Genomic DNA, 19233 nt, shown 5'->3' on the forward strand with positions numbered 1-19233 from the left:
CATCACGAAACATCCTCTTTTCTATTGGATTGTAAATTGTTTTGTGCTGTCGGTAAGCTTTTTAGATATGTCGATTAGCTGTAACCCAATACGATGTGTGTTCTCTACTTGATTTATTTGATTTTCACTGCTAGCTAGCATTTCCTCAGCGCTTGCTAAGGTTTCCTGTGAGATGGATTGGAAGCGTAACGTCTCCGTTTCTAAAGGAGGTAAATATAGCTCCAGTTGCTTTAACTCTCCTTGTACATCTTGTAGCCCTTCACTAAGCATATATATATCTTGTAATAGATTGTCCACCTCTTGTTTTGCTTCTGTTGACTGATCCATCGTCTTATTGGTTTTGTGGAGGATTTTATGGAACGCATCTACCGCAGTTTTCGAAATCACATCCATATTTTTAATGGAAGTAGTAATCTTGTCTGCAGCAATTGATGATTGTTCGGCAAGTTTTCCTACTTCACGAGCAACCACTGCAAATCCTTTTCCAGATTCCCCCGCATGTGCTGCCTCAATTGTTGCATTTAATGATAAGAGCTTTGTCTGTTCAGCAATGCCTTGAATTAATCCGGCAAACTGATGTATCGACTTGGAATAATCATCTATATCGTTAATGGATGTGGTTAACTGTGCAAAATCATCCCTATAGGAAGCAAGCATATGTATTAATTCAGTCATGTTTTTATCACTTTGACGTGCAGAAGAAGTCATATCTTGTGCATTTTGAAAAATGGCTTCCATACGAGCTATTAGTTGAACCATATTTTCCTTCATCAACTGAAAAGAGTTAGCACTTCCCTCAGAGCTACTAGCGGTTTGTTCGGCACCTATTTTAACGTTATGTATGGCAGTAATTAAATCTCTGCTAGAAGCTAGTGTGCCATTTGATGCATATTGCAGTTCGTGCCCCGTTTTTTCTAAATGAGTTGTAATTTCGGTAATCTGATGGAACAATGAGCGCAAATATTCCATCATGACTTGATAGCTTTTATGCAACGAAGCTATCTCTGGTATATTCGTTTTGATGGAACTGGAATCTTCCCGAAGGTCTCCATCTCGAACAGCTCGCATTTTTTCTCGTAGAACATGTAATGGCTGTGAAATGCCGCGTACGACGAATAAGATAGTGATGGTTGCAATGAAAATGCTAATTATCATGATGACAATCATTAGATAGGCCATTGTGTGAACGCTGCCCATATAGGATGCTGTAGGGACAATTAAAACAAATGTACCACCAATTTCTTCCATTTCCACAAAGGTAAATGTGTAATCATTTCCATTTATATCCTGATGCAATGTTCCACTTTCCGACTCTGCTATTTTTGAGATGAAGGAACCTGGTATATTTGGTAGGTTATTCTTACTTATTTGGAAGGGAACAATCTCTTGATCTATGATATAAAAATAATCTGAGGTAATCCCGTCCATAGCAAGCTTTTCTTTTTGCTTGCGGACGTTTAATTCTAGCTGCTGCATAAAATAATCATCATCACTAATATACAAGAACTTTAAATTGTCGGCTATGTAACTCATAAGCTCTGTTTCACGTATTAACCTGCTTTCAATAGAATGAATAGTAGTCTCACGGGCAATGGAATAGGAGCTTAAGCCCGTAATGATAATAGAAATGGTCAGTAAAGCGATAAATAGTACTAGTAAACGTTTTTTTAAACTACTACCTTTGTGGGCATTATTCTTTATCCTTTTAATAATCAAATTCGTACCTCCACAAGCATATGTTATATAGCTAATTTTACCAACGATTTATTAATTGATTGTTAAGGCATTGTGAAATTAATCTCTAAATGTTTAATGATGGGGAGATTTGTTAAGTGAATTGATTTCAAATTAATAAATTTAGATTTGTGGTTTAATTATTAAATAATTTCTTATTAAAAAATAAATATTTTTAATTTATTTATTTACATATTTAAAATAATGTATATAATTATAACTAAAATAAGGAAAGGAATTTACTATGACACATCCTGTATTAACGAACTGTCCTATTTGTCAACATCATCTAACCGTTATTCAATTACAGTGTGACCATTGTAATACAGTAATTGAAAATAAGTTTTCGCTGCCAAAGTTTGCTCTGTTAACACAGGAACAACTTGAATTTATTGAGATTTTTTTAGTTAGCAGAGGGAATATAAAGGAAGTTGAAAAAGAGCTAGGAATCTCCTATCCAACAGTAAGAGGAAAGCTTAATGAGGTCATTAAAGCTCTCGGTCATGATTCCGAACAAAAGAAAGCGATGGATGAAAGTAAAATTGTCAGTATGCTCGAAAAGGGAGAGATTACTCCTGATGAAGCTATAAAATTATTAAAAGAATAGGGGAAAAGGAAAATGAAACAAGAAATTGCGAAGGTCATTAGAATGATGGAAGAGGGAAAAATTGACGCAGAAAAGGCAACAGAGTTAATTTCTTTACTAAAAGAAAAGGAAGAAAGTGGTTCAACAGCAAAATCTACTAGTTATTTAGATAAAACCTTAAAAATACGTATTAAATCGGAAGAAAATGATCAGGTCAATGTAAACCTGCCGATTAGGCTTTTCCAAGTATTGCTTCGAGCCGGTCATGGTATTGCCTCTAGTATTCCAGAAGTAGAAAAATATGTGAAGGATTTGGATGTAGATTTAATTTTAGCAGCAATTGATCAGGAGCTAGAAGGACGTATTGTGGATATTTCAACAAATAATGGCGACAAAATTGATGTATATGTTGAATAAGGTGCAACAATGGTAAAAATAAAGATCAAGACGGAAGGGTCTATGAAGCTAATTATTCCAGTTCCCTATTTTGCATTACATTTCGCAGTTTCCATCATTTTCTCCAAATTTGTTTGGAAGCAACTGATGACTCGCCGTGACAATGACAAGACCTCATCACGAATACCTTCCACGCTAAATAACCAATTTATTAAACCACTGATTAAAACCACTATCAAAGAATTTCAAAATTATCGTGGGATAACCTTAATCGATATTAAAGAATCTGACGGGACTGAAATAACAATTAAACTATGAAGAATAGGGACTGATTTATAGTCCCTATTCTTCATCCGTTGATTTAAGTGAACGGAATACGATTAAGAAATACAAGGATCCAATTAAATATAACCCTGCAGTTATCGTAAAGACATTTGCGTAGCCCCAATATGTACCATATTTTAGGACAATAGCTGTAGATACTGGTCCCATAAATGCCCAACCTAACTGAAATACCATTTGATTAATCGAATTAGCCAGCCCTTTAACAGAGTCATTTACTTTTGACATCATTAAAGAGGATTGAATTGGGTTACCAGCATTCATGAGAGCCTGCCTAAATAGAAATCCAATACTAGCTAACAATAAACTTTCTGTATAAGCGGTAAGCAGCAGGAAGGGTAGTGATGCTAATTGGAGATAAACAACTGCCCGAACCTCTCCTACCTTTCTTACCACTAAAGGTCCGATAAACATTGCGACAGCAGTTGCTGCCTGCCCTAAAGAGATGATTAACCCAATGATGGAGTTAGATGCTAGAAATCGATCCGCAAAGTATAGATTTAAATAGGGAATGACAAGTCCACTACCAAAACCAATTAATAATTGCGCAACTGCAAATAAAATAATGACCTTGAAGCCCGATTTATTAGCACGTATAAACTCGCGAAATGGTATCTTTTTATTTTTCGGCAATTTTTCCTTTCTGTTTTCAACCATTTTTGCGATTGGGAAGAATGCTAGAATATAAAAGATACTGCCAATAATTAATGTGAAGCGTATCGCACTAAGATCAGTCGTAAATAAATGGAAAAAGTCCGTTAGGAAACCACCTAATAAACTACCAATAACATTGGCAGCGGTCATAATTGCAGAATGAAGGCTAAATAGGTGAACCCGCTGTTTCGGCTTAGAGTTTTCTGCTAACCAGGGGATAGAAGATACCTGTAGGAAGGCTGTAAATATCCCCGTTGCAAATCCTGTAATTAATAAAAGCGTTTGCATCTCCACGATACTTCGCAGGAATAAAATCATTCCAGAAAGTAGTACCCCAAAAACCATTACGCGTTTTCTGCCAAGCTTATCACTCATTATTCCAGCTGGAACAAGAATAATAGCGGTAGCAAGAGAGGTAAGAGCAATTACCTGTCCATTAACCTCGTGACTAAGGCCAAGCTCTTGGATATAGATATTATAAATGACCATAAACATGCCCATTCCAATTTGTGAAAAGATATTGGCCCAAATTGCTAACTTAATATTCTGATTATATGTTTTAAATTGTGTAGACCATTCTTGGAAGAATACCGCCATGCTGTTTCCCCGTCCTTTGAAAATCCAGTCGTTTGCCATAAAAATATTTCGTGTCCCTAAGCAATAGTACAATCAAATAATAGAAAAGTAAATAAAAATAAGGCGGTTAATTTTTGTATGAATAATTTGAACATTATTGACTAATCAGGAATATTTATATAATGTATCATATAGATATATATCAAAAGGATAGGTGTAATGATGAAGAAAAATTATAATCATACAAGGTTCGCGATATTGGGCTTACTGACCACTGAATGCAGAACGGGATATCAAATTAAGCAAATGATTGATGGAAGCTTAAACCATTTCTGGAAGATTAGCTATGGCCAAATCTATCCTACATTAAAGACACTTGCAGATGAGGGATTGGCAACTGTTCAGGATACAAAGCAGGATGGTAAGCCAGATAAGAAAGAATATCTTCTAACATCAAAAGGCGAGAAGGAGCTTCGAGAATGGTTAAAATCACCTTTGAAGGATATCCCAATTCATAAGAATGAGGTTTTATTAAAGCTGTTCTTTAGCAGACACCAGGAAAAGGAACGAACTATTAACTATTTGCAGCATTATCACGAGATATTACAGGAAAAATTAAACACATATGGAGGTATTGAGTCTGTCATACATAAGCATTCACTTGATAATGCTGATGCACAGTATTGGCTATTTACATTAGATTATGGAAAAAGGATAACAGCAGCAGAAATAGCATGGTGTGAGGATACAATTAAAAAATTAGTATGAGAGGAGGAATCTAGATGGGAAAGAAGCTGTACACAGGAAGGTATACAACAGATAATGATGAGGATATAGTGGTATTTCTTATAGGTATGAGAATTAATAACCGGTTAGCCATTCGAAAATGGTTCCCTGTGTTTAAGGCTATGCCACCGATGATTCGGGAGCTATATGAGAATAAGGAGGAGCTAGGGTTCCTTTCGATGGAGAGCTTTTTTGGCCTGCGAACCACGTTATTAATTACGTATTGGAGATCGATTGAGGATTTGCTGGCTTACGCTAAAGGGCAGAAACACGTAACTGCTTGGAGAGAATTTAATAAAAAAGTAGGTGATAATAAGGCTGTTGGCATCTATCACGAAACATATTTTGTGACGAAAGGAAATTATGAATCTGTGTATGGGAATATGCCAATATATGGCCTAGCTAAAGCCAAAAATCATCGCTTGATAACATCGAATATACGAACGGCTAAAAAACGATTATCTGTTAAAGAATAGGAAGTAAAGCTACAAGTAGAATAGAGCTGCCTACTGCTAAAAACTAATTATGATAAAAACAAGTTATCGAAGTTTCTTATTTTGATAGCTTGTTTTTTTTTCGAGAAAAAAGAGAAAAAACATAAATTGATGAAATGATATGTATAATATATATAATTCCGATTTATCAGTTTATTGAAAAAGCCATCAAAGGAGGTTGCTGAAATGGAATCTGTAAAGCCACTACTTGAGGTTAAAAACTTACATACACACTTTTTTACGAAGACTGGAGTGGTCCGAGCTGTTGATGGCGTAAATTTTGATGTGAAGCCAGGAGAAACCTTAGGGATTGTTGGAGAATCGGGATCGGGAAAGAGTATTACTGCGATGTCTATTTTGGGGTTGATTCCGAGTCCACCAGGAAGAATAGTGGACGGAGAAATCCTCTTTAAGGGAGAGGACTTATTAAAAAAGAGTGAAAACCAAATGAGACAAATCCGTGGAAAAGAAATTTCGATGGTATTTCAAGATCCAATGACATCATTAAATCCAGTATTTAGTGTGGAAAAACAGATGGTCGAAACTGTTCTAGCGCACGAGAAGGTGACCAAAAAACAAGCAAGGGACCGAGCAATAGAACTGTTGAATCTTGTTGGTATCCCAGACCCATCAAAGCGTGTTAAAAATTACCCACATGAATTTAGTGGTGGGATGAGACAACGTGTAATGATTGCAATGGCACTTGCTTGTAATCCTTCTTTATTAATTGCGGATGAACCAACGACAGCACTGGATGTTACGATACAAGCTCAAATATTAGAGCTCTTTAAAAAAATGCAGAAGGAACTAGATATGGCGATTATCATGATTACTCATGATCTTGGAGTAGTAGCAGAGGTCTGTGATCGTGTATTGGTTATGTATGCTGGTAAGCCAGCCGAATTTACAGATACGAAGAAGCTCTTTGATCAAGGAAAACATCCCTATACATTAGGGCTAATGAATTCTATCCCAAAAATTTCTCCAAATAAGGAAAAATTAATACCAATTACTGGTCTACCACCGAACCTAGGTGACTTACCGAAGGGCTGTAGCTTTGCTCCAAGATGTAAGCATGTAATGGATAGCTGTCTCTCTATTGATCCTACATTGCAAGAAATTGACGAAAACCATTTTGTTCGCTGTCTATTATACGAAGAATCAAAGAAGGCGGTAACGACATGAGTGCATTATTAGAACTGAAAAATATCAAAAAGCATTTTCCATTAAAAAGTGAGAAGCTCTTCACAAAGGAAAAGCCCTTACTAAAGGCAGTGGATGGTATATCCCTGTCCGTTCGTTCAGGGGAAACGCTTGGATTAGTAGGAGAAAGTGGATGTGGAAAGTCTACAGCAGGCAGGATGGCACTAAAATTGTTAGAGCCAACAGAGGGCGAGATTTGGTTTAAGGGAGAAAATATTACGAATTATCGAGGGGAACAATTAAGGAAGCTTCGAAGAGAAATGCAAATAATTTTCCAGGATCCCTATGCTTCATTAAATCCACGAAAAACGATTGAGCAGACACTTGCTGAACCACTTAAAATCTTTGGCATGCCAAAAGGGCAAGTAACACAGCGAATTGACTATTTATTAGATGTTGTAGGGCTAAGCTCTTACCATAAACAGCGCTATCCACATGAATTTAGTGGTGGACAACGTCAACGAATAGGAATTGCTAGAGCACTTGCACTCGAGCCTGAGCTTGTCATTTGTGATGAACCAGTTTCAGCACTTGATGTATCGATACAGGCACAGGTTATCAACCTTATGGAAGAATTACAGGCTGAATTTAACTTAACCTATATCTTCATTGCACATGACTTAAGTGTCGTTCATCACATTAGTGATAGGGTTGCAGTGATGTATTTAGGGAAAATAGTGGAGCTGGGCGACGCAGGTGAGGTGTATAGTAATCCGAAGCATCCTTATACACAAGCATTGCTATCAGCAGTACCTGAGACGAATCCACATCGTGAAAAGGAACGAATAATTTTAAAGGGAGATTTACCTTCACCAGCAAATCCACCAGCAGGCTGTAAATTCCATACAAGATGCCCTTTTGCAGAGGATATTTGTAGAGTACAGGAGCCAGAATTAAAGCTGGTGTCAACAGGTGGTCAGATGGCAGCATGTCACTTTGCTAAAGAGGTAGTGACAGAAGGGAATTTTACTTAATCGTATAGGTTACTAGTTGCTTTTTAGAAATAGCTAGGATTTTTATGAAATGATCCTAGGTTTCATAAATATTATTATGACAAATGAGGGGGAATAAAGTTGAAGAAACGATATTTGTTTATGTTACTTATAATCGTAGCCATGATCCTTAGTGCTTGTGGAGATAGCACAAGTAAGTCAAACAATAAGGACAATGGTGGCGGGGAAAAAACACTCGTATTTGGACGTGGTGCGGATTCGATTCAGTTGGATCCATCAAAGGTGACAGATGGTGAATCCATCTATGTAACAAACCAGATTTATGATACGTTAGTTCGTTATGTTGAAGAAAATACGGAAGTAAAACCAGCACTCGCAACGGAGTGGAATGTTACAGATGATGGTTTAGTTTGGACCTTCCAGCTACGAGATGATGTTAAGTTCCATGATGGCACTGACTTCACCGCAGAGGATGTAGTTTATAACTTTGAACGCTGGACTACTTCGGCAGAATTTACATACTACGGTTACATGTTTGGGGCTTCTGAGGATGATATGGGTGGAATTATTGAAAAGGTAGAAGCTACAGGAGATTATGAAGTGCAAATTACATTATCTGAACCGAACGCACCATTCTTACAGACATTAGCGATGCCACCATTTGGAATTGCTAGTCCAGATGCAATAGAAGAGCATGGGGATAATTATTTTAAAAACCCTGTTGGAACAGGACCTTTTGTATTCAAGGAGTGGGTTCCAGACGATAGCATTACCCTTACAAAAAATGAAGATTATTTTGGTGAAGTAGCAAAAATTGATAAGGTTATATTCCGTGTGATTCCAGATAATGGTGCTCGTTTTATGGAATTACAGGCTGGAACAATTGACATCATGGAGGGGTTAAACCCACAGGATATTGCGACCGCTGAGGGTGATGATGCATTACAAATTATTCGCAGACCTTCGATGAACGTTTCCTATATGGCGATGAATATGGATAAAGGTGGACCTATGTCAGACAAACTGGTTCGTCAAGCAATCAATATGGCAATTAATAAGGATGAACTAATTGCATTATATGAAGGTGTTGGAAAGGAAGCTAAAAATCCAATTCCACCATCATTGTGGGGATTTAATGATGATATTGAGCCTTATGCTTATGATGTTGAGAAAGCAAAGGCTTTGCTTGCAGAGGCTGGCTATGCAGATGGTTTTGATATTACCCTTCACACATTCTCTAATCCAAGACCATATATGCCACAGCCAAAGCTAGCTGCCCAAGCAATTGCAGAAATGCTAAAAGAAGTAAATATTAATGTGGAAATAACTGAAAGTGATTGGGATACGCATTTAGCAACAGTAGAAAACGGTGAGCATGACATGGCATTCTTAGGCTGGACTGGTGATAACGGTGATCCAGATAACTTCCTATATGTTCTTTTAGATAAGGATAATGCGACTGTAGGTTCAGCAGGAAATATTGCTTTTTATAAAAGTGATGAGGTTCATGACATTTTAAAAGCAGCACAAGTAGAAATGGATCAGGATAAGCGCACGGAACTTTATCTAAAGGTACAGGAAATAATCCATGAGGATGCTCCATGGGTACCAATTGCTCACACAACACCACCGCTTGCAGCGAAAAGCAGTGTTGTTGACTTTGTGCCACACCCAACAGGAAGTGAGCCATTCAATCTACTAGATATTAAAAAATAGATATTAGAGAATTGTTGTCTCATAGGGTAAATATTCCCTATGAGGCAACATCTTTATTGAAGGAAAACGGAGGAATAAAGCGATGTTAAAATACATTACTAGTAGACTACTCATGCTAATCCCCGTGCTCATCGGAGTCTCCATTCTTGCTTTTTCCCTCATTCACTTAGTACCTGGAGATCCTGCAAGAAGCATATTAGGTGAGAAGGCAACTGCTGCTCAATTAGAAGCATTACGCAATGAACTCGGATTAAATGATCCGTATGTCGTGCAATATGGTAGGTTTTTAGGACATATTTTGCAAGGGGATCTAGGAAAGTCCATTCAATCAAAGGAAAGTATTGGAGTGGAATTGATTCAGAAGCTACCAGCAACAATAGAATTAGCGATATTCGCGATGGTAATTGCCATTGTTATTGGAGTATTAGCAGGTGTTATAGCAGCAGTTAAGCAATATTCGTGGTTTGACAATATAAGTATGACGGTTTCTCTATTCGGTGTTTCCTTACCAATTTTTTGGCTAGGACTAATGATGATTTGGATATTTTCCGTTACGTTTAATATTCTCCCTCCAAGTGGACGCCTAACAACTGGGGTTGAATTAAACACCATTACGAATTTTTATTTATTAGACAGTATCCTTACTGGAAACTGGGTAGCTTTAAAGGATGCGTTTTTGCATTTGTTAATGCCTGGTATAGCACTAGCAACAATACCGATGGCTATTATTGCTCGGATGACGAGATCTAGCATGCTAGAAGTAATGCGCCAAGATTACATTCGAACTGCTAATGCAAAGGGTTTACGTAAAACGATTATTATCTTTCAACATGCCTTAAAAAATGCCTCCTTACCTGTATTAACAGTTGTTGGCCTTCAGTTTGGGTTATTGCTAGGAGGTGCAGTGCTTACAGAATCCATTTTTTCCTGGCCGGGAGTTGGTCGGTATGTCTATCTAGCAGTTCTTGGACGAGATTATCCAGTTGTCCAGAGTACGATCTTAGTAATTGCAGCTATCTTCGTGTTCGTCAATTTAATTACGGATATTCTATATAAGTATCTAGATCCAAGAATAAAGTATGAGTAGGTTTGACGATTAATGGAATTTGTTTCGGTAAAAGACGAAGAAAGGATGTGCAGCCAATGTCTATAGAACCAATTCCAAATGTAGAAGTTGAGCAGGGAAAGGTGAAATCTACAAAATCAAGAAGTCTCGGAATGGAAGCATTGTTCCGGCTCTTGAGAAGTAAGACTTCCATTGTTGGCTTAATAATTATCCTAATTTTGATGATTACAGCTTTATTCGCGCCGTTAATTGCCACCCATGATCCAACAGTCCAAAGTATTCCTAATCGATATCAAGCACCCTCCAGTGAACATATACTAGGAACGGATGAATTGGGACGGGATATTTTTAGTAGAATCGTGTTTGGAACTAGAATTTCAATCCAAATTGGACTTATCGCTGTTGGAATCTCAATGGTAGTTGGTGTGTTCTTAGGAGCTGTTGCTGGCTATTTTGGTAAATGGGTGGACCAGATTGTTATGCGTTTTATTGATATCATGATGGCATTTCCTAGTATTCTATTAGCAATAGCTCTAGTAGCGGTACTTGGTCCAAATTTACGAAATGCGATGATTGCGGTCGGTATTGTAGGAGTACCCCAATTTGCAAGGATTGTACGATCAGCAGTGTTATCTGTAAAGGAAACAGAGTTCATTGAAGCAGCAAGGGCAATAGGTGGAAAGCATGGCAGAATATTGTTTGGGCATGTACTGCCTAATAGCATGGCACCGATTATCGTACAAGCAACATTAGGGATTGGTACAGCTATTTTAGATGCTGCTGGCCTTAGTTTCTTAGGCCTAGGTGCACAACCACCGACACCAGAATGGGGAGCGATGCTTAGTGATGGTCGAGCAGCTATTCAACATGCTCCATGGGTTGTTGCCTTTCCAGGGCTAGCGATCTTTCTATTCGTATTAGGCTTTAACCTATTTGGAGATGGACTACGTGATGCATTAGACCCAAAATTGAAAGAATAGTAACATTTCTGGTAATTCCATAGTATTATTAAGGATAAAGTTAATGACTTTATCCTTTTGTCATTTACCAATGGAGTACCTTTTTATCAATTGTGATTAGAAGGTAGCTCAAGTGAGCAACAGAAAGCTCCATGAAAACACATATTACAATGGAGGTTGAGTGGCCATGAAGAAGTTTTTACCTGCCTTTGTTTGCTTTTGTCTAGCACTCATTCTAGTTCCAATTTCCATAGGATCCACCACTTCTAAAATCAATACATACCCGAATTTACCAGCACCAATCGCACAGGAAAGGATCTTGATTACATCAGCGGGACAAGCTGTAGAAGGGGCGATTATGCAATCCATCGCAGAAAATCTTAACTTAGAAGCAGATTATCGACCACGTGCTCTGGACACGGACTTGTATGAATATAAGAGTGTAGTCATTGTAGTTGGCTATAGCAAAAATGGCTTAGCTCAAACTGTGAGGAATTTCCAAGAGGAGTTATCACGTTCTAAGCACTTAGTACAGGAGGCAGAGGCTAATGGGATCTCTGTCATCGTAGTTGATTTTTCTGGTTCCCTTCGTAATGATTCTACGACCTGGAAGCTGCTAGAAGAAGTTATTCCCCATTGTACATACTATATTGGTTTCTCTCATACGAAGAAAATGGATAAGCTACATGCAATAGTAAAGGAGCATCATATACCAATAACACTCATTGATCAGATAATGGATATAGAGGTTCCTTTTAATTCAGCTTATCGTTAAGGGTATGTGGAAAAAGGATGATGATATGAGCTTAAATGATAATCAGATATCGACCAAGACATTATCTGGAACAATTCTATTAATTATTGGCATTTTATTTCCAAATATTGTAGAAGACTGGACAACCTATATCATTGAAAATATTGAAGCAAGTATCTTGCTAAAAGATGGAGGGAAATTGGTCATTACTTCGATTGTCTACATGACTAAATACTGCTTTATCTTCTTTTTTATATTTTTTGGGGCAATACTTGTTACGGATGGCATGCTGGTAAAAAAGGACCATCCATATCGACTTTATTTCTACGCTGTTTTAGTTCTAGTAACGATAGCTATATACAACTATCTCCATCTGGAAAACTTTTCCTATATTGGTCACTTACTGACATTAGCTATATTACTATGTTTACAGAACTACATTCCCAAACAAAAATACTATTATGTCATCTATTCTATCATTCTATTATTTGTCTTAATGGCAATGAACTGGGTGCAGCTTATTCCAGCTCTATCAGTGCTTGGGCTAGGCACAGATGATATGGCAGTTAGCCTTAAAATTACTGACCACTACTTATCAAACAACTATTTATTAAATACATTAGCATCTATTCTGTTTGTTGTTTTTTTGGTTATTCCAATTACGTTGACCTTTTTAGTTCATTTATTGAACAAACAGATTATGGCGATGGAAAAAATACAGGAAAGTGAGTCTGCACTAAAGGCAGCACGGATTGCGTTAGTAGAATCAAAGGTATATGAAGAGGTTAATTCATTGGTGCATGATTTGAAGACTCCACTCTCGACAATCGAAGGCTTATCCTCTTTAATCAAAATGCGATTACAGCATAAGGCGGAAACATCCATTGATAACTACCTAGATCGAATGGGTGGATCGATTCAAAAAATGAATGATATGATCTCGGAAATATTATATGAAGATATTAAACAACCAATTTCTGTAAAAGAGCTATTAGAGTATGTCACAAGCCACCTCATTCTAGCAGAACAGAATATCGAAATCGATATAAGCATAGAAGATAATATACCAAACATTTATGTAAATAAAATAAGATTTTCCAGAGCAGTATCGAACATTCTCGAAAACGCTATCGCCTCACTAGCTGGAAAAGCAGGGAAGATTACTGTTGATGTTACGAGAATAGAGGAAAGTATTATATTTAAATTTCTTGATAATGGTCCAGGTATAGAAGCATCCCATCTGCAAGATATATGGGAGGATGGATTTAGTACGAGAAATTCAACTGGCATTGGACTATCTTTCGTGAAAACAGTTGTAGAAAACCATCAAGGAACAATTCAAGTGGATAGTTCCCCTGGAAGCTATACACAGGTTTACATTACACTTCCATTATATGAAAAGGGTGAAAAGGTAGATGAGTATAACTATCTTAGTCGTGGATGACGATGAAAATATTCGGTTTACGTTAAAGGAAATTTGTCATTATGCAGAGTGGAATGTACTAGAAGCGGCAACAGGCAAGGATGCTGTAGAGCTGTTTAAACAAATGCGCCCTGATCTTGTGTTACTGGATTATCATTTGCCTCATGGAGATGGTATTAGCACTACAAAAACAATCCGAAAGCGAGATCAGCATGTTCCGATAATAGTCTTAACCGTAGATGAAAGGCAGGAGGTGGCTGATTCATTCATGAAGGCCGGGGCTACCGACTTTGCCTTAAAGCCAATTAAGGCGCCAGATTTAATCTCAAGAATTCGATTAAACCTTAGAATAAGTAAGCTAACAGAAGAGCATCATAGTGCATTTGTTGATAAAGGAATAAAATCAGATACACTAATGTCCATAAAAGGCCATTTATTAAATCAGGAGGATGCGGTCACCATTGATGAAGTCAAAGACGCATTACCAATCGCTTATCAGACGGTTCATCGGTACTTAAACTATTTAGAGGGAAAAGGTGAGGTAGAGGTAATTACTCAGTATGGAAAGAAAGGCAGGCCAAAGAATCGGTACCGGTTGATATAGAGGTATAAAGGAAGGGGACAGATGCTGTCCCCTTAAAACGTATCGAACTCTATTATGAAATTTAGTTTTCTTTATCCTTCCATAGCTCCATCGGATTTAGTTGCTCCGCTGTAAGTGGGATTTGTTTTATATCAAGCGAAATTTCCTGTTTATCCTTCTTCAATTCCGCATAGATAAATTTAGATTTACCCAATCCTACAGCTTCAGCATCGTCCACAGATTGACAGTAAAAGATTTTTGTAATCCCGACAAAATACATAGCAGCTAGGCACATGGGGCATGGTTCTCCACTAGCATACATAGTGAATCCAGATAAATCGTTCGTTTTTAATTTTTTCTGGGCTCTTCTTATCGCAAGCAATTCCGCATGACCGCTAATATCGAAATTCTTATGTAACTCATTTACCCCTTCTGAAATCACTTCATTACCTTTTACTAGTACAGCTCCGAATGGCTGCCCACCATCCTGAACATTATGAATAGCTAGTTCAATTGCTCTTTTCATGTGTGTATCCATCAAATATCCTCCTATGTTCTTCTATAAAGTCTCATAAACTCCGGAATGTATAGGATGAATGCCAACCCTAAAAATATACCGGTAATAAGCATAAGAATTGAAGCAGCATGTGGATGTATTTCTGGGAAGCCAATTAAGATGAATGTAGCCGCATAAAATACAGCAGTTGACACTTTACCAAACCACATGGCACCATCCAATTTTTTGCCTCTCTTTAATAAAATCAGACCATTAATACCCATAAAAAGCTCTTTAATAACTAGTAATACAACCAATACCCACATATAGTAGTAGCGAAACATTAAGCAACCAACAATGGCAGCTTGTGTAAGTTTATCTGCTACCGGATCAACGGTTTTGCCCAGCTCAGTTATCTGATTGAATCTCCTCGCTATTAATCCATCGAGCATATCCGTAAGCCCGGAAAACAGGATAATAATAGCAGCAACATAATAATCATGCGCACTTTCTGCAGTGATATAGATAAACACGAATATTGGAATGAGTATTAGTCTTATATAAGATAAGATATTTGGTATAGAAAATATTTCTTTTCTTGTAAGCCGCACAATGATATCCCCCTAGAAGCACCTCACGTAGACGTTAGTAAATTATTCCTATTGGTATTGTAACGGTTATGAGAGATATTTGAAAGTGGAAGGCACGAAAATGAAGGAAAGTAAAGATAAATCATGTTTGGTTCCACTTTCTATTAGACAGAAACCCAGCAAAGAGCATGATTCAGTCTAATAGAACTGCTCTAATAGACTGAAACTCGGAAGAAAGCCAAACTCAGTCTAATAGAAGTGCTCTAAAAGACCGAAATCCAGAAGAAAGCCTAATTCAGTCTAATAGAAGTGCTCTAATAGACCAAAACCCAGCAAAAAGCTAAATTCAGTCTAATAGAACTGCTCTAATAGACCGAAATCCAGAAGAAAGCCAAACTCAGTCCAATAGAAGTGCTCTAAAAGACCGAAACCCAGAATAAAGCCTAACTCAGTCTAATAGAAGTGCTCTAATAGACTGAAACCCAGCAAAAAGCCTAATTCAGTCTAATAGAAGTGCTCTAATAGACTGAAACCCAGAAAAAAGCCAAACTCAGTCTAATAGAAGTGCTCTAATAGACTGAAACCCAGAAAAAAGCCAAACTCAGTCTAATAGAAGTGCTCTAATAGACTGAAACCCAGCAAAAAGCCTAATTCAGTCTAATAGAAGTGCTCTAATAGACTGAAACCCAGAAGAAAGCCTAATTCAGTCTAATAGAAGTGCTCTAATAGACCGAAATCCAGCAGAAAGCCTAATTCAGTCTAATAGAAGTGCTCTAATAGACCGAAATCCAGCAGAAAGCCTAATTCAGTCTAATAGAAGTGCTCTAATAGACTGAAACCCAGCAAAAAGCCAAATTCAGTCTAATAGAACTGCTCTAATAGACTGAAACCCAGCAAAAAGCCTAATTCAGTCTAATAGAACTGCTCTAATAGACTGAAACCCAGCAAAAAGCCTAATTCAGTCTAATAGAACTGCTCTAATAGACCGAAATCCAGCAGAAAGCCTAATTCAGTCTAATAGAAGTGCTCTAATAGACCAAAACTCAGCAGAAAGCCTAATTCACTCTAATAGAAGTGCTCTAATAGACCGAAATCCAGCAGAAAGCCTAATTCAGTCAAATAGAACTGCTCTAATAGACCAAAACTCAGAAGAAATCCAAACACAGTCTAATAGAACTGCTCTAATAGACCGAAACCCGGCAAAAAGCCCAATTAAGTCCAATAAAAGCATTAAAAATAGACAAAAACTCAGAAATAAAATAGGTCTTCCCTCTCATTATTTTTCCGTACTATTCTGATAAAATAACAATGGTATGAAGCACTATTTATTTTTCTTGCTTCAATTCTAGATAAACGTGCATAACATTGGGGGCCTTATGGGTATACTTTTCAATAGGGCTTTACTATAAGAGTTGTTAGACCTGTACTAGTGGAGAATGTGAAGTTGCTGAAGAATATGGGCAAATGCTTGTTTTTCGTTGTTATAGTAATTGAAAACAATTGATATGAGTAAAGGAAGGCAGGTTGACACTGCCTTAAAACTGTAATAAAATTATATTGAATTAAAGATAATTAATTAAAGTGATATAGATTTATATGGGAATTGGAGAAGTCTCCATAGGATGAACCATAGGAAATTATCTGTGGATGATTATTTAAATCTCTTCTAAAGAGAAAGGAAGTAATTGCATGGTAACTTTATACGTTACACCTAGTTGTACATCCTGCAGAAAGGCTAAAGCATGGTTTCAAGAAAATAACATTCCTTACAAGGAGCGTAATATCTTTTCGGAACCGTTAACCTTCGATGAGATTAAAGGTATATTACGATTAACAGAAGATGGTACAGAAGAAATCATTTCCGAACGTTCCAAGGTTTTCAAGGAGATGGATGTTGATATTGAACAGCTACCAATGAAAGAGTTGTATCAATTAATCCAGAAAAATCCAGGACTGTTAAGAAGACCAATTATTATCGACGAAAAGCGTCTGCAAGTTGGGTATAACGAGGATGAAATTCGTCGTTTCCTACCAAGATCAGTTCGGACTTTCCAATTACACCAGCTTCAAAAAATGGTAGACTAATGTAAAGAAGAGGTGAGCACCTGAATGCTCACCTCTTCTTTTTGTATTTTAATAAACCTTGTCGCCATTGAAAATAGAGTTTTTCACAACTACATAATCAACATTGCGGATAGCATCTAGCTTATTTCCACCTGCATACGAGATCGATGATTGAAGGTCTTGCTCCATTTCGATTAATGTGTCTTTTAAATAGCCTCGATGCTCAACAAGCATTTTCTTTCCTTCTACATTCTTTCTTTCCCCTTTTTGGAATTCAGATGCAGAACCAAAGTACTCTTTAAATAATTTTCCTTCTTTTTCAACGGTTTCCCCAGGAGATTCCTCATGCCCAGCAAATAGTGAACCGATCATCACCATGGAAGCCCCGAATCGTACAGATTTTGCAATATCACCATGTGTGCGGATACCACCGTCAGCAATAATTGGCTTGCTTGCAGCTTTTGCACACCAACGAAGTGCAGCTAATTGCCAGCCACCTGTACCAAATCCAGTTTTAATTTTTGTAATACAAACCTTACCAGGTCCAATACCAACCTTCGTAGCATCAGCCCCAGCATTTTCTAATTCACGTACTGCTTCAGGAGTACCGACATTACCTGCTATAACAAAGCTTTCAGGTAAGTGCTTCTTAATATGTTGAATCATATTAATGACTGCATTGGAATGTCCGTGTGCAATGTCTATTGTGATGTATTCTGGAGTAAGATTTTGCTCTTTTAGCTCTTCAATAAAACGATATTCTTCTTCTTTTACACCAACACTAATGGACGCGTATAATCCACGTTCCTGCATATCCTTAACGAAATCGATTCGCTTTTCAGGTTGAAAACGATGCATGATATAAAAGTAACCGTCTTCTGCTAAGGTTAAAGCAATTTTTTCATCTATAATAGTCTGCATATTTGCGGGTACGACTGGTAATTTAAATTTACGCCCACCGAATGTAACGGATGTATCACATTCAGAACGGCTATTAACGATACATTTTGCGGGAATTAATTGGATATCTTCGTAATCAAATACATTCTCCATAACTTACACCCCTAAATGCGAATATTTTATTTAATGTTAAAATCAATTGTTCGACATTAGCTAATTTACTATAATTCTAATAATATGTCAAATTTCATATTTAGGTTGTACTAAATGCTTGAAAAAGTTGCATCATTCCCAGGTGTTTTTAAAATTGGGTGATTATAAGCTGTAAGAGAGTGGGAAATAGCATACAAAAACACTTGGATAAAGAACGGCACCCAACTGTTTATGGACTGTCTAAGGTTAGGTATGTTCAAATCCAAGCGTTTTTTTATCAATCCATCATTCTTGTTGGATGAAAGAATATTATAATCTGCCCCTGGTATCCCTGTTTTCTTGTAGCTTTCGTATATAGACGATTTGACCGATATGATAGGCGTTATGTGTAATAGCATTTCCGAGTACCTCATACCATTTTGCCGGTAAGCTGAATCCAACTACATCACTTTCGAGTTGTTCCTCAGTTAGCAGGTTCTGCCATTGTAACAGCACCACTTCTAATTGCTCTCTTAATTCAGTAAACTTACTATTCTTTGGGATAACAAAGCTTTCATCATTATTTTCTATCGGGGTTACTGCTAAGACATTCGCTTTTTTAAATCTTATTTGCCATGTTTCATTCCAGTAGATAAGATGCTGTACAAGCTCAGCAATACTATGACTATTTTCAGTTGGCTTCCAAAAAGCTTCTTCCTCAGATAGGTTTTCAACTGCTTCGGTAAATGGAAGATACCAGCTTGGGTCATTCGCATTTGCTAAAAACTGATCTAATAAAAGCTTCTTAACATGCGGCATGCTGCTT

At 37.3% G+C, this 19233-nt stretch carries 20 protein-coding genes; 14 read left to right on the top strand and 6 right to left on the bottom strand.

Features of this window, described 5'->3' with window-relative positions:
- Positions 1-21: 21 nt before the first annotated feature.
- Positions 22-1716 carry a methyl-accepting chemotaxis protein gene (locus KI338_RS06235; RefSeq protein WP_244853434.1) on the bottom strand — a complete coding sequence of 565 codons (1695 nt, stop codon included), beginning with the start codon at positions 1714-1716 and terminating at the stop codon, positions 22-24.
- A 262-nt stretch (positions 1717-1978) separates the two neighbouring features.
- Here KI338_RS06235 and KI338_RS06240 point away from each other — a divergent pair, with 262 nt between their 5' ends.
- From KI338_RS06240 to KI338_RS06250, 3 genes are read left to right on the top strand one after another with little or no spacing between them, the layout of a single operon-like run.
- Positions 1979-2341: a DUF2089 domain-containing protein gene (locus KI338_RS06240; RefSeq protein ID WP_212920148.1), complete on the top strand. Its 363-nt coding sequence runs from the start codon at positions 1979-1981 to the stop codon at positions 2339-2341.
- A gap of 12 nt (positions 2342-2353) precedes the next feature.
- The gene (locus KI338_RS06245; protein WP_212920149.1) at positions 2354-2737 is read left to right on the top strand and encodes a hypothetical protein; all 384 of its coding nucleotides are present in this window, start codon (positions 2354-2356) and stop codon (positions 2735-2737) included.
- A 9-nt stretch (positions 2738-2746) separates the two neighbouring features.
- Entirely contained in the window at positions 2747-3034 is a 288-nt protein-coding gene (locus tag KI338_RS06250; RefSeq protein WP_212920150.1) for a hypothetical protein, read from the top strand.
- 24 nt (positions 3035-3058) lie between these two features.
- On the opposite strand, the gene KI338_RS06255 is transcribed toward KI338_RS06250, so the two are convergent.
- The gene (locus tag KI338_RS06255) at positions 3059-4309 is read right to left on the bottom strand and encodes an MFS transporter (protein WP_212920151.1); all 1251 of its coding nucleotides are present in this window, start codon (positions 4307-4309) and stop codon (positions 3059-3061) included.
- A gap of 201 nt (positions 4310-4510) precedes the next feature.
- On the opposite strand from KI338_RS06255, the gene KI338_RS06260 reads away from it, so the two are divergent.
- From KI338_RS06260 to KI338_RS06305, 10 genes are all read left to right on the top strand, one after another.
- A complete protein-coding gene (locus KI338_RS06260) occupies positions 4511-5056 on the top strand; it encodes a PadR family transcriptional regulator (RefSeq protein WP_212920586.1) in 546 nt (181 codons plus the stop codon).
- A gap of 14 nt (positions 5057-5070) precedes the next feature.
- Complete coding sequence (locus KI338_RS06265) at positions 5071-5550, top strand: DUF4188 domain-containing protein (RefSeq protein WP_212920152.1); 480 nt, start codon at positions 5071-5073, stop codon at positions 5548-5550.
- A 204-nt stretch (positions 5551-5754) separates the two neighbouring features.
- Entirely contained in the window at positions 5755-6753 is a 999-nt protein-coding gene (locus KI338_RS06270) for an ABC transporter ATP-binding protein (RefSeq protein WP_280530732.1), read from the top strand.
- On the top strand, positions 6750-7745 hold the full coding sequence (locus tag KI338_RS06275) for an ABC transporter ATP-binding protein (RefSeq protein WP_212920153.1): 996 nt from the start codon (positions 6750-6752) through the stop codon (positions 7743-7745). The genes KI338_RS06270 and KI338_RS06275 overlap by 4 nt, the downstream gene beginning before the upstream one ends.
- A gap of 99 nt (positions 7746-7844) precedes the next feature.
- Positions 7845-9440 (top strand): ABC transporter substrate-binding protein, encoded by a 1596-nt coding sequence (locus KI338_RS06280; protein WP_244853436.1) that lies wholly within the window; start codon positions 7845-7847, stop codon positions 9438-9440.
- An 82-nt stretch (positions 9441-9522) separates the two neighbouring features.
- A complete protein-coding gene (locus tag KI338_RS06285) occupies positions 9523-10527 on the top strand; it encodes an ABC transporter permease (protein WP_212920154.1) in 1005 nt (334 codons plus the stop codon).
- A gap of 56 nt (positions 10528-10583) precedes the next feature.
- Positions 10584-11486: a nickel transporter permease gene (gene nikC, locus KI338_RS06290; protein ID WP_212920155.1), complete on the top strand. Its 903-nt coding sequence runs from the start codon at positions 10584-10586 to the stop codon at positions 11484-11486.
- A 166-nt stretch (positions 11487-11652) separates the two neighbouring features.
- A complete protein-coding gene (locus KI338_RS06295; protein WP_212920156.1) occupies positions 11653-12240 on the top strand; it encodes a DUF6305 family protein in 588 nt (195 codons plus the stop codon).
- Positions 12241-12265: 25 nt separating this feature from the next.
- The gene (locus KI338_RS06300; RefSeq protein WP_212920157.1) at positions 12266-13663 is read left to right on the top strand and encodes a HAMP domain-containing sensor histidine kinase; all 1398 of its coding nucleotides are present in this window, start codon (positions 12266-12268) and stop codon (positions 13661-13663) included.
- Positions 13635-14246: a response regulator gene (locus tag KI338_RS06305; protein ID WP_212920158.1), complete on the top strand. Its 612-nt coding sequence runs from the start codon at positions 13635-13637 to the stop codon at positions 14244-14246. The genes KI338_RS06300 and KI338_RS06305 overlap by 29 nt, the downstream gene beginning before the upstream one ends.
- A gap of 61 nt (positions 14247-14307) precedes the next feature.
- Here the strand turns inward: KI338_RS06305 and KI338_RS06310 are convergent, their stop codons facing one another.
- Together KI338_RS06310 and KI338_RS06315 are read right to left on the bottom strand one after the other, a co-directional pair.
- Positions 14308-14763: a nucleoside deaminase gene (locus KI338_RS06310; RefSeq protein ID WP_212920159.1), complete on the bottom strand. Its 456-nt coding sequence runs from the start codon at positions 14761-14763 to the stop codon at positions 14308-14310.
- A gap of 11 nt (positions 14764-14774) precedes the next feature.
- A complete protein-coding gene (locus KI338_RS06315) occupies positions 14775-15332 on the bottom strand; it encodes a CDP-alcohol phosphatidyltransferase family protein (RefSeq protein ID WP_212920160.1) in 558 nt (185 codons plus the stop codon).
- 1668 nt (positions 15333-17000) lie between these two features.
- On the opposite strand from KI338_RS06315, the gene spxA reads away from it, so the two are divergent.
- Positions 17001-17396, top strand: coding sequence for a transcriptional regulator SpxA (gene spxA / locus KI338_RS06320; protein WP_212920161.1), 396 nt, complete (start codon positions 17001-17003; stop codon positions 17394-17396).
- A gap of 48 nt (positions 17397-17444) precedes the next feature.
- On the opposite strand, the gene guaC is transcribed toward spxA, so the two are convergent.
- Together guaC and KI338_RS06330 are read right to left on the bottom strand one after the other, a co-directional pair.
- Positions 17445-18428: a GMP reductase gene (guaC, locus tag KI338_RS06325; RefSeq protein WP_212920162.1), complete on the bottom strand. Its 984-nt coding sequence runs from the start codon at positions 18426-18428 to the stop codon at positions 17445-17447.
- Between the two features lie 309 nt (positions 18429-18737).
- The gene (locus KI338_RS06330) at positions 18738-19226 is read right to left on the bottom strand and encodes a DinB family protein (RefSeq protein ID WP_212920163.1); all 489 of its coding nucleotides are present in this window, start codon (positions 19224-19226) and stop codon (positions 18738-18740) included.
- Between the last annotated feature and the right edge of the window lie 7 nt (positions 19227-19233).

The sequence above is a fragment of the Ornithinibacillus bavariensis genome, from assembly GCF_018333235.1.
GTDB classification, from domain to species: domain Bacteria; phylum Bacillota; class Bacilli; order Bacillales; family Amphibacillaceae; genus Ornithinibacillus; species Ornithinibacillus bavariensis.

Coding starts and splice junctions, on each gene's coding strand:
- KI338_RS06295 (WP_212920156.1), top strand. CDS start 11,653: ATGAAGAAGTTTTTACCTGCCTTTGTTTGCTTTTGTCTAGCACTCATT.
- KI338_RS06310 (WP_212920159.1), bottom strand. CDS start 14,763: ATGGATACACACATGAAAAGAGCAATTGAACTAGCTATTCATAATGTT.
- KI338_RS06270 (WP_280530732.1), top strand. CDS start 5,755: ATGGAATCTGTAAAGCCACTACTTGAGGTTAAAAACTTACATACACAC.
- KI338_RS06245 (WP_212920149.1), top strand. CDS start 2,354: ATGAAACAAGAAATTGCGAAGGTCATTAGAATGATGGAAGAGGGAAAA.
- KI338_RS06285 (WP_212920154.1), top strand. CDS start 9,523: ATGTTAAAATACATTACTAGTAGACTACTCATGCTAATCCCCGTGCTC.
- KI338_RS06260 (WP_212920586.1), top strand. CDS start 4,511: ATGAAGAAAAATTATAATCATACAAGGTTCGCGATATTGGGCTTACTG.
- KI338_RS06305 (WP_212920158.1), top strand. CDS start 13,635: ATGAGTATAACTATCTTAGTCGTGGATGACGATGAAAATATTCGGTTT.
- KI338_RS06275 (WP_212920153.1), top strand. CDS start 6,750: ATGAGTGCATTATTAGAACTGAAAAATATCAAAAAGCATTTTCCATTA.
- KI338_RS06330 (WP_212920163.1), bottom strand. CDS start 19,226: ATGCCGCATGTTAAGAAGCTTTTATTAGATCAGTTTTTAGCAAATGCG.
- KI338_RS06250 (WP_212920150.1), top strand. CDS start 2,747: ATGGTAAAAATAAAGATCAAGACGGAAGGGTCTATGAAGCTAATTATT.
- guaC (WP_212920162.1), bottom strand. CDS start 18,428: ATGGAGAATGTATTTGATTACGAAGATATCCAATTAATTCCCGCAAAA.
- KI338_RS06240 (WP_212920148.1), top strand. CDS start 1,979: ATGACACATCCTGTATTAACGAACTGTCCTATTTGTCAACATCATCTA.
- KI338_RS06265 (WP_212920152.1), top strand. CDS start 5,071: ATGGGAAAGAAGCTGTACACAGGAAGGTATACAACAGATAATGATGAG.
- KI338_RS06300 (WP_212920157.1), top strand. CDS start 12,266: ATGAGCTTAAATGATAATCAGATATCGACCAAGACATTATCTGGAACA.
- KI338_RS06255 (WP_212920151.1), bottom strand. CDS start 4,309: ATGGCGGTATTCTTCCAAGAATGGTCTACACAATTTAAAACATATAAT.
- nikC (WP_212920155.1), top strand. CDS start 10,584: ATGTCTATAGAACCAATTCCAAATGTAGAAGTTGAGCAGGGAAAGGTG.
- spxA (WP_212920161.1), top strand. CDS start 17,001: ATGGTAACTTTATACGTTACACCTAGTTGTACATCCTGCAGAAAGGCT.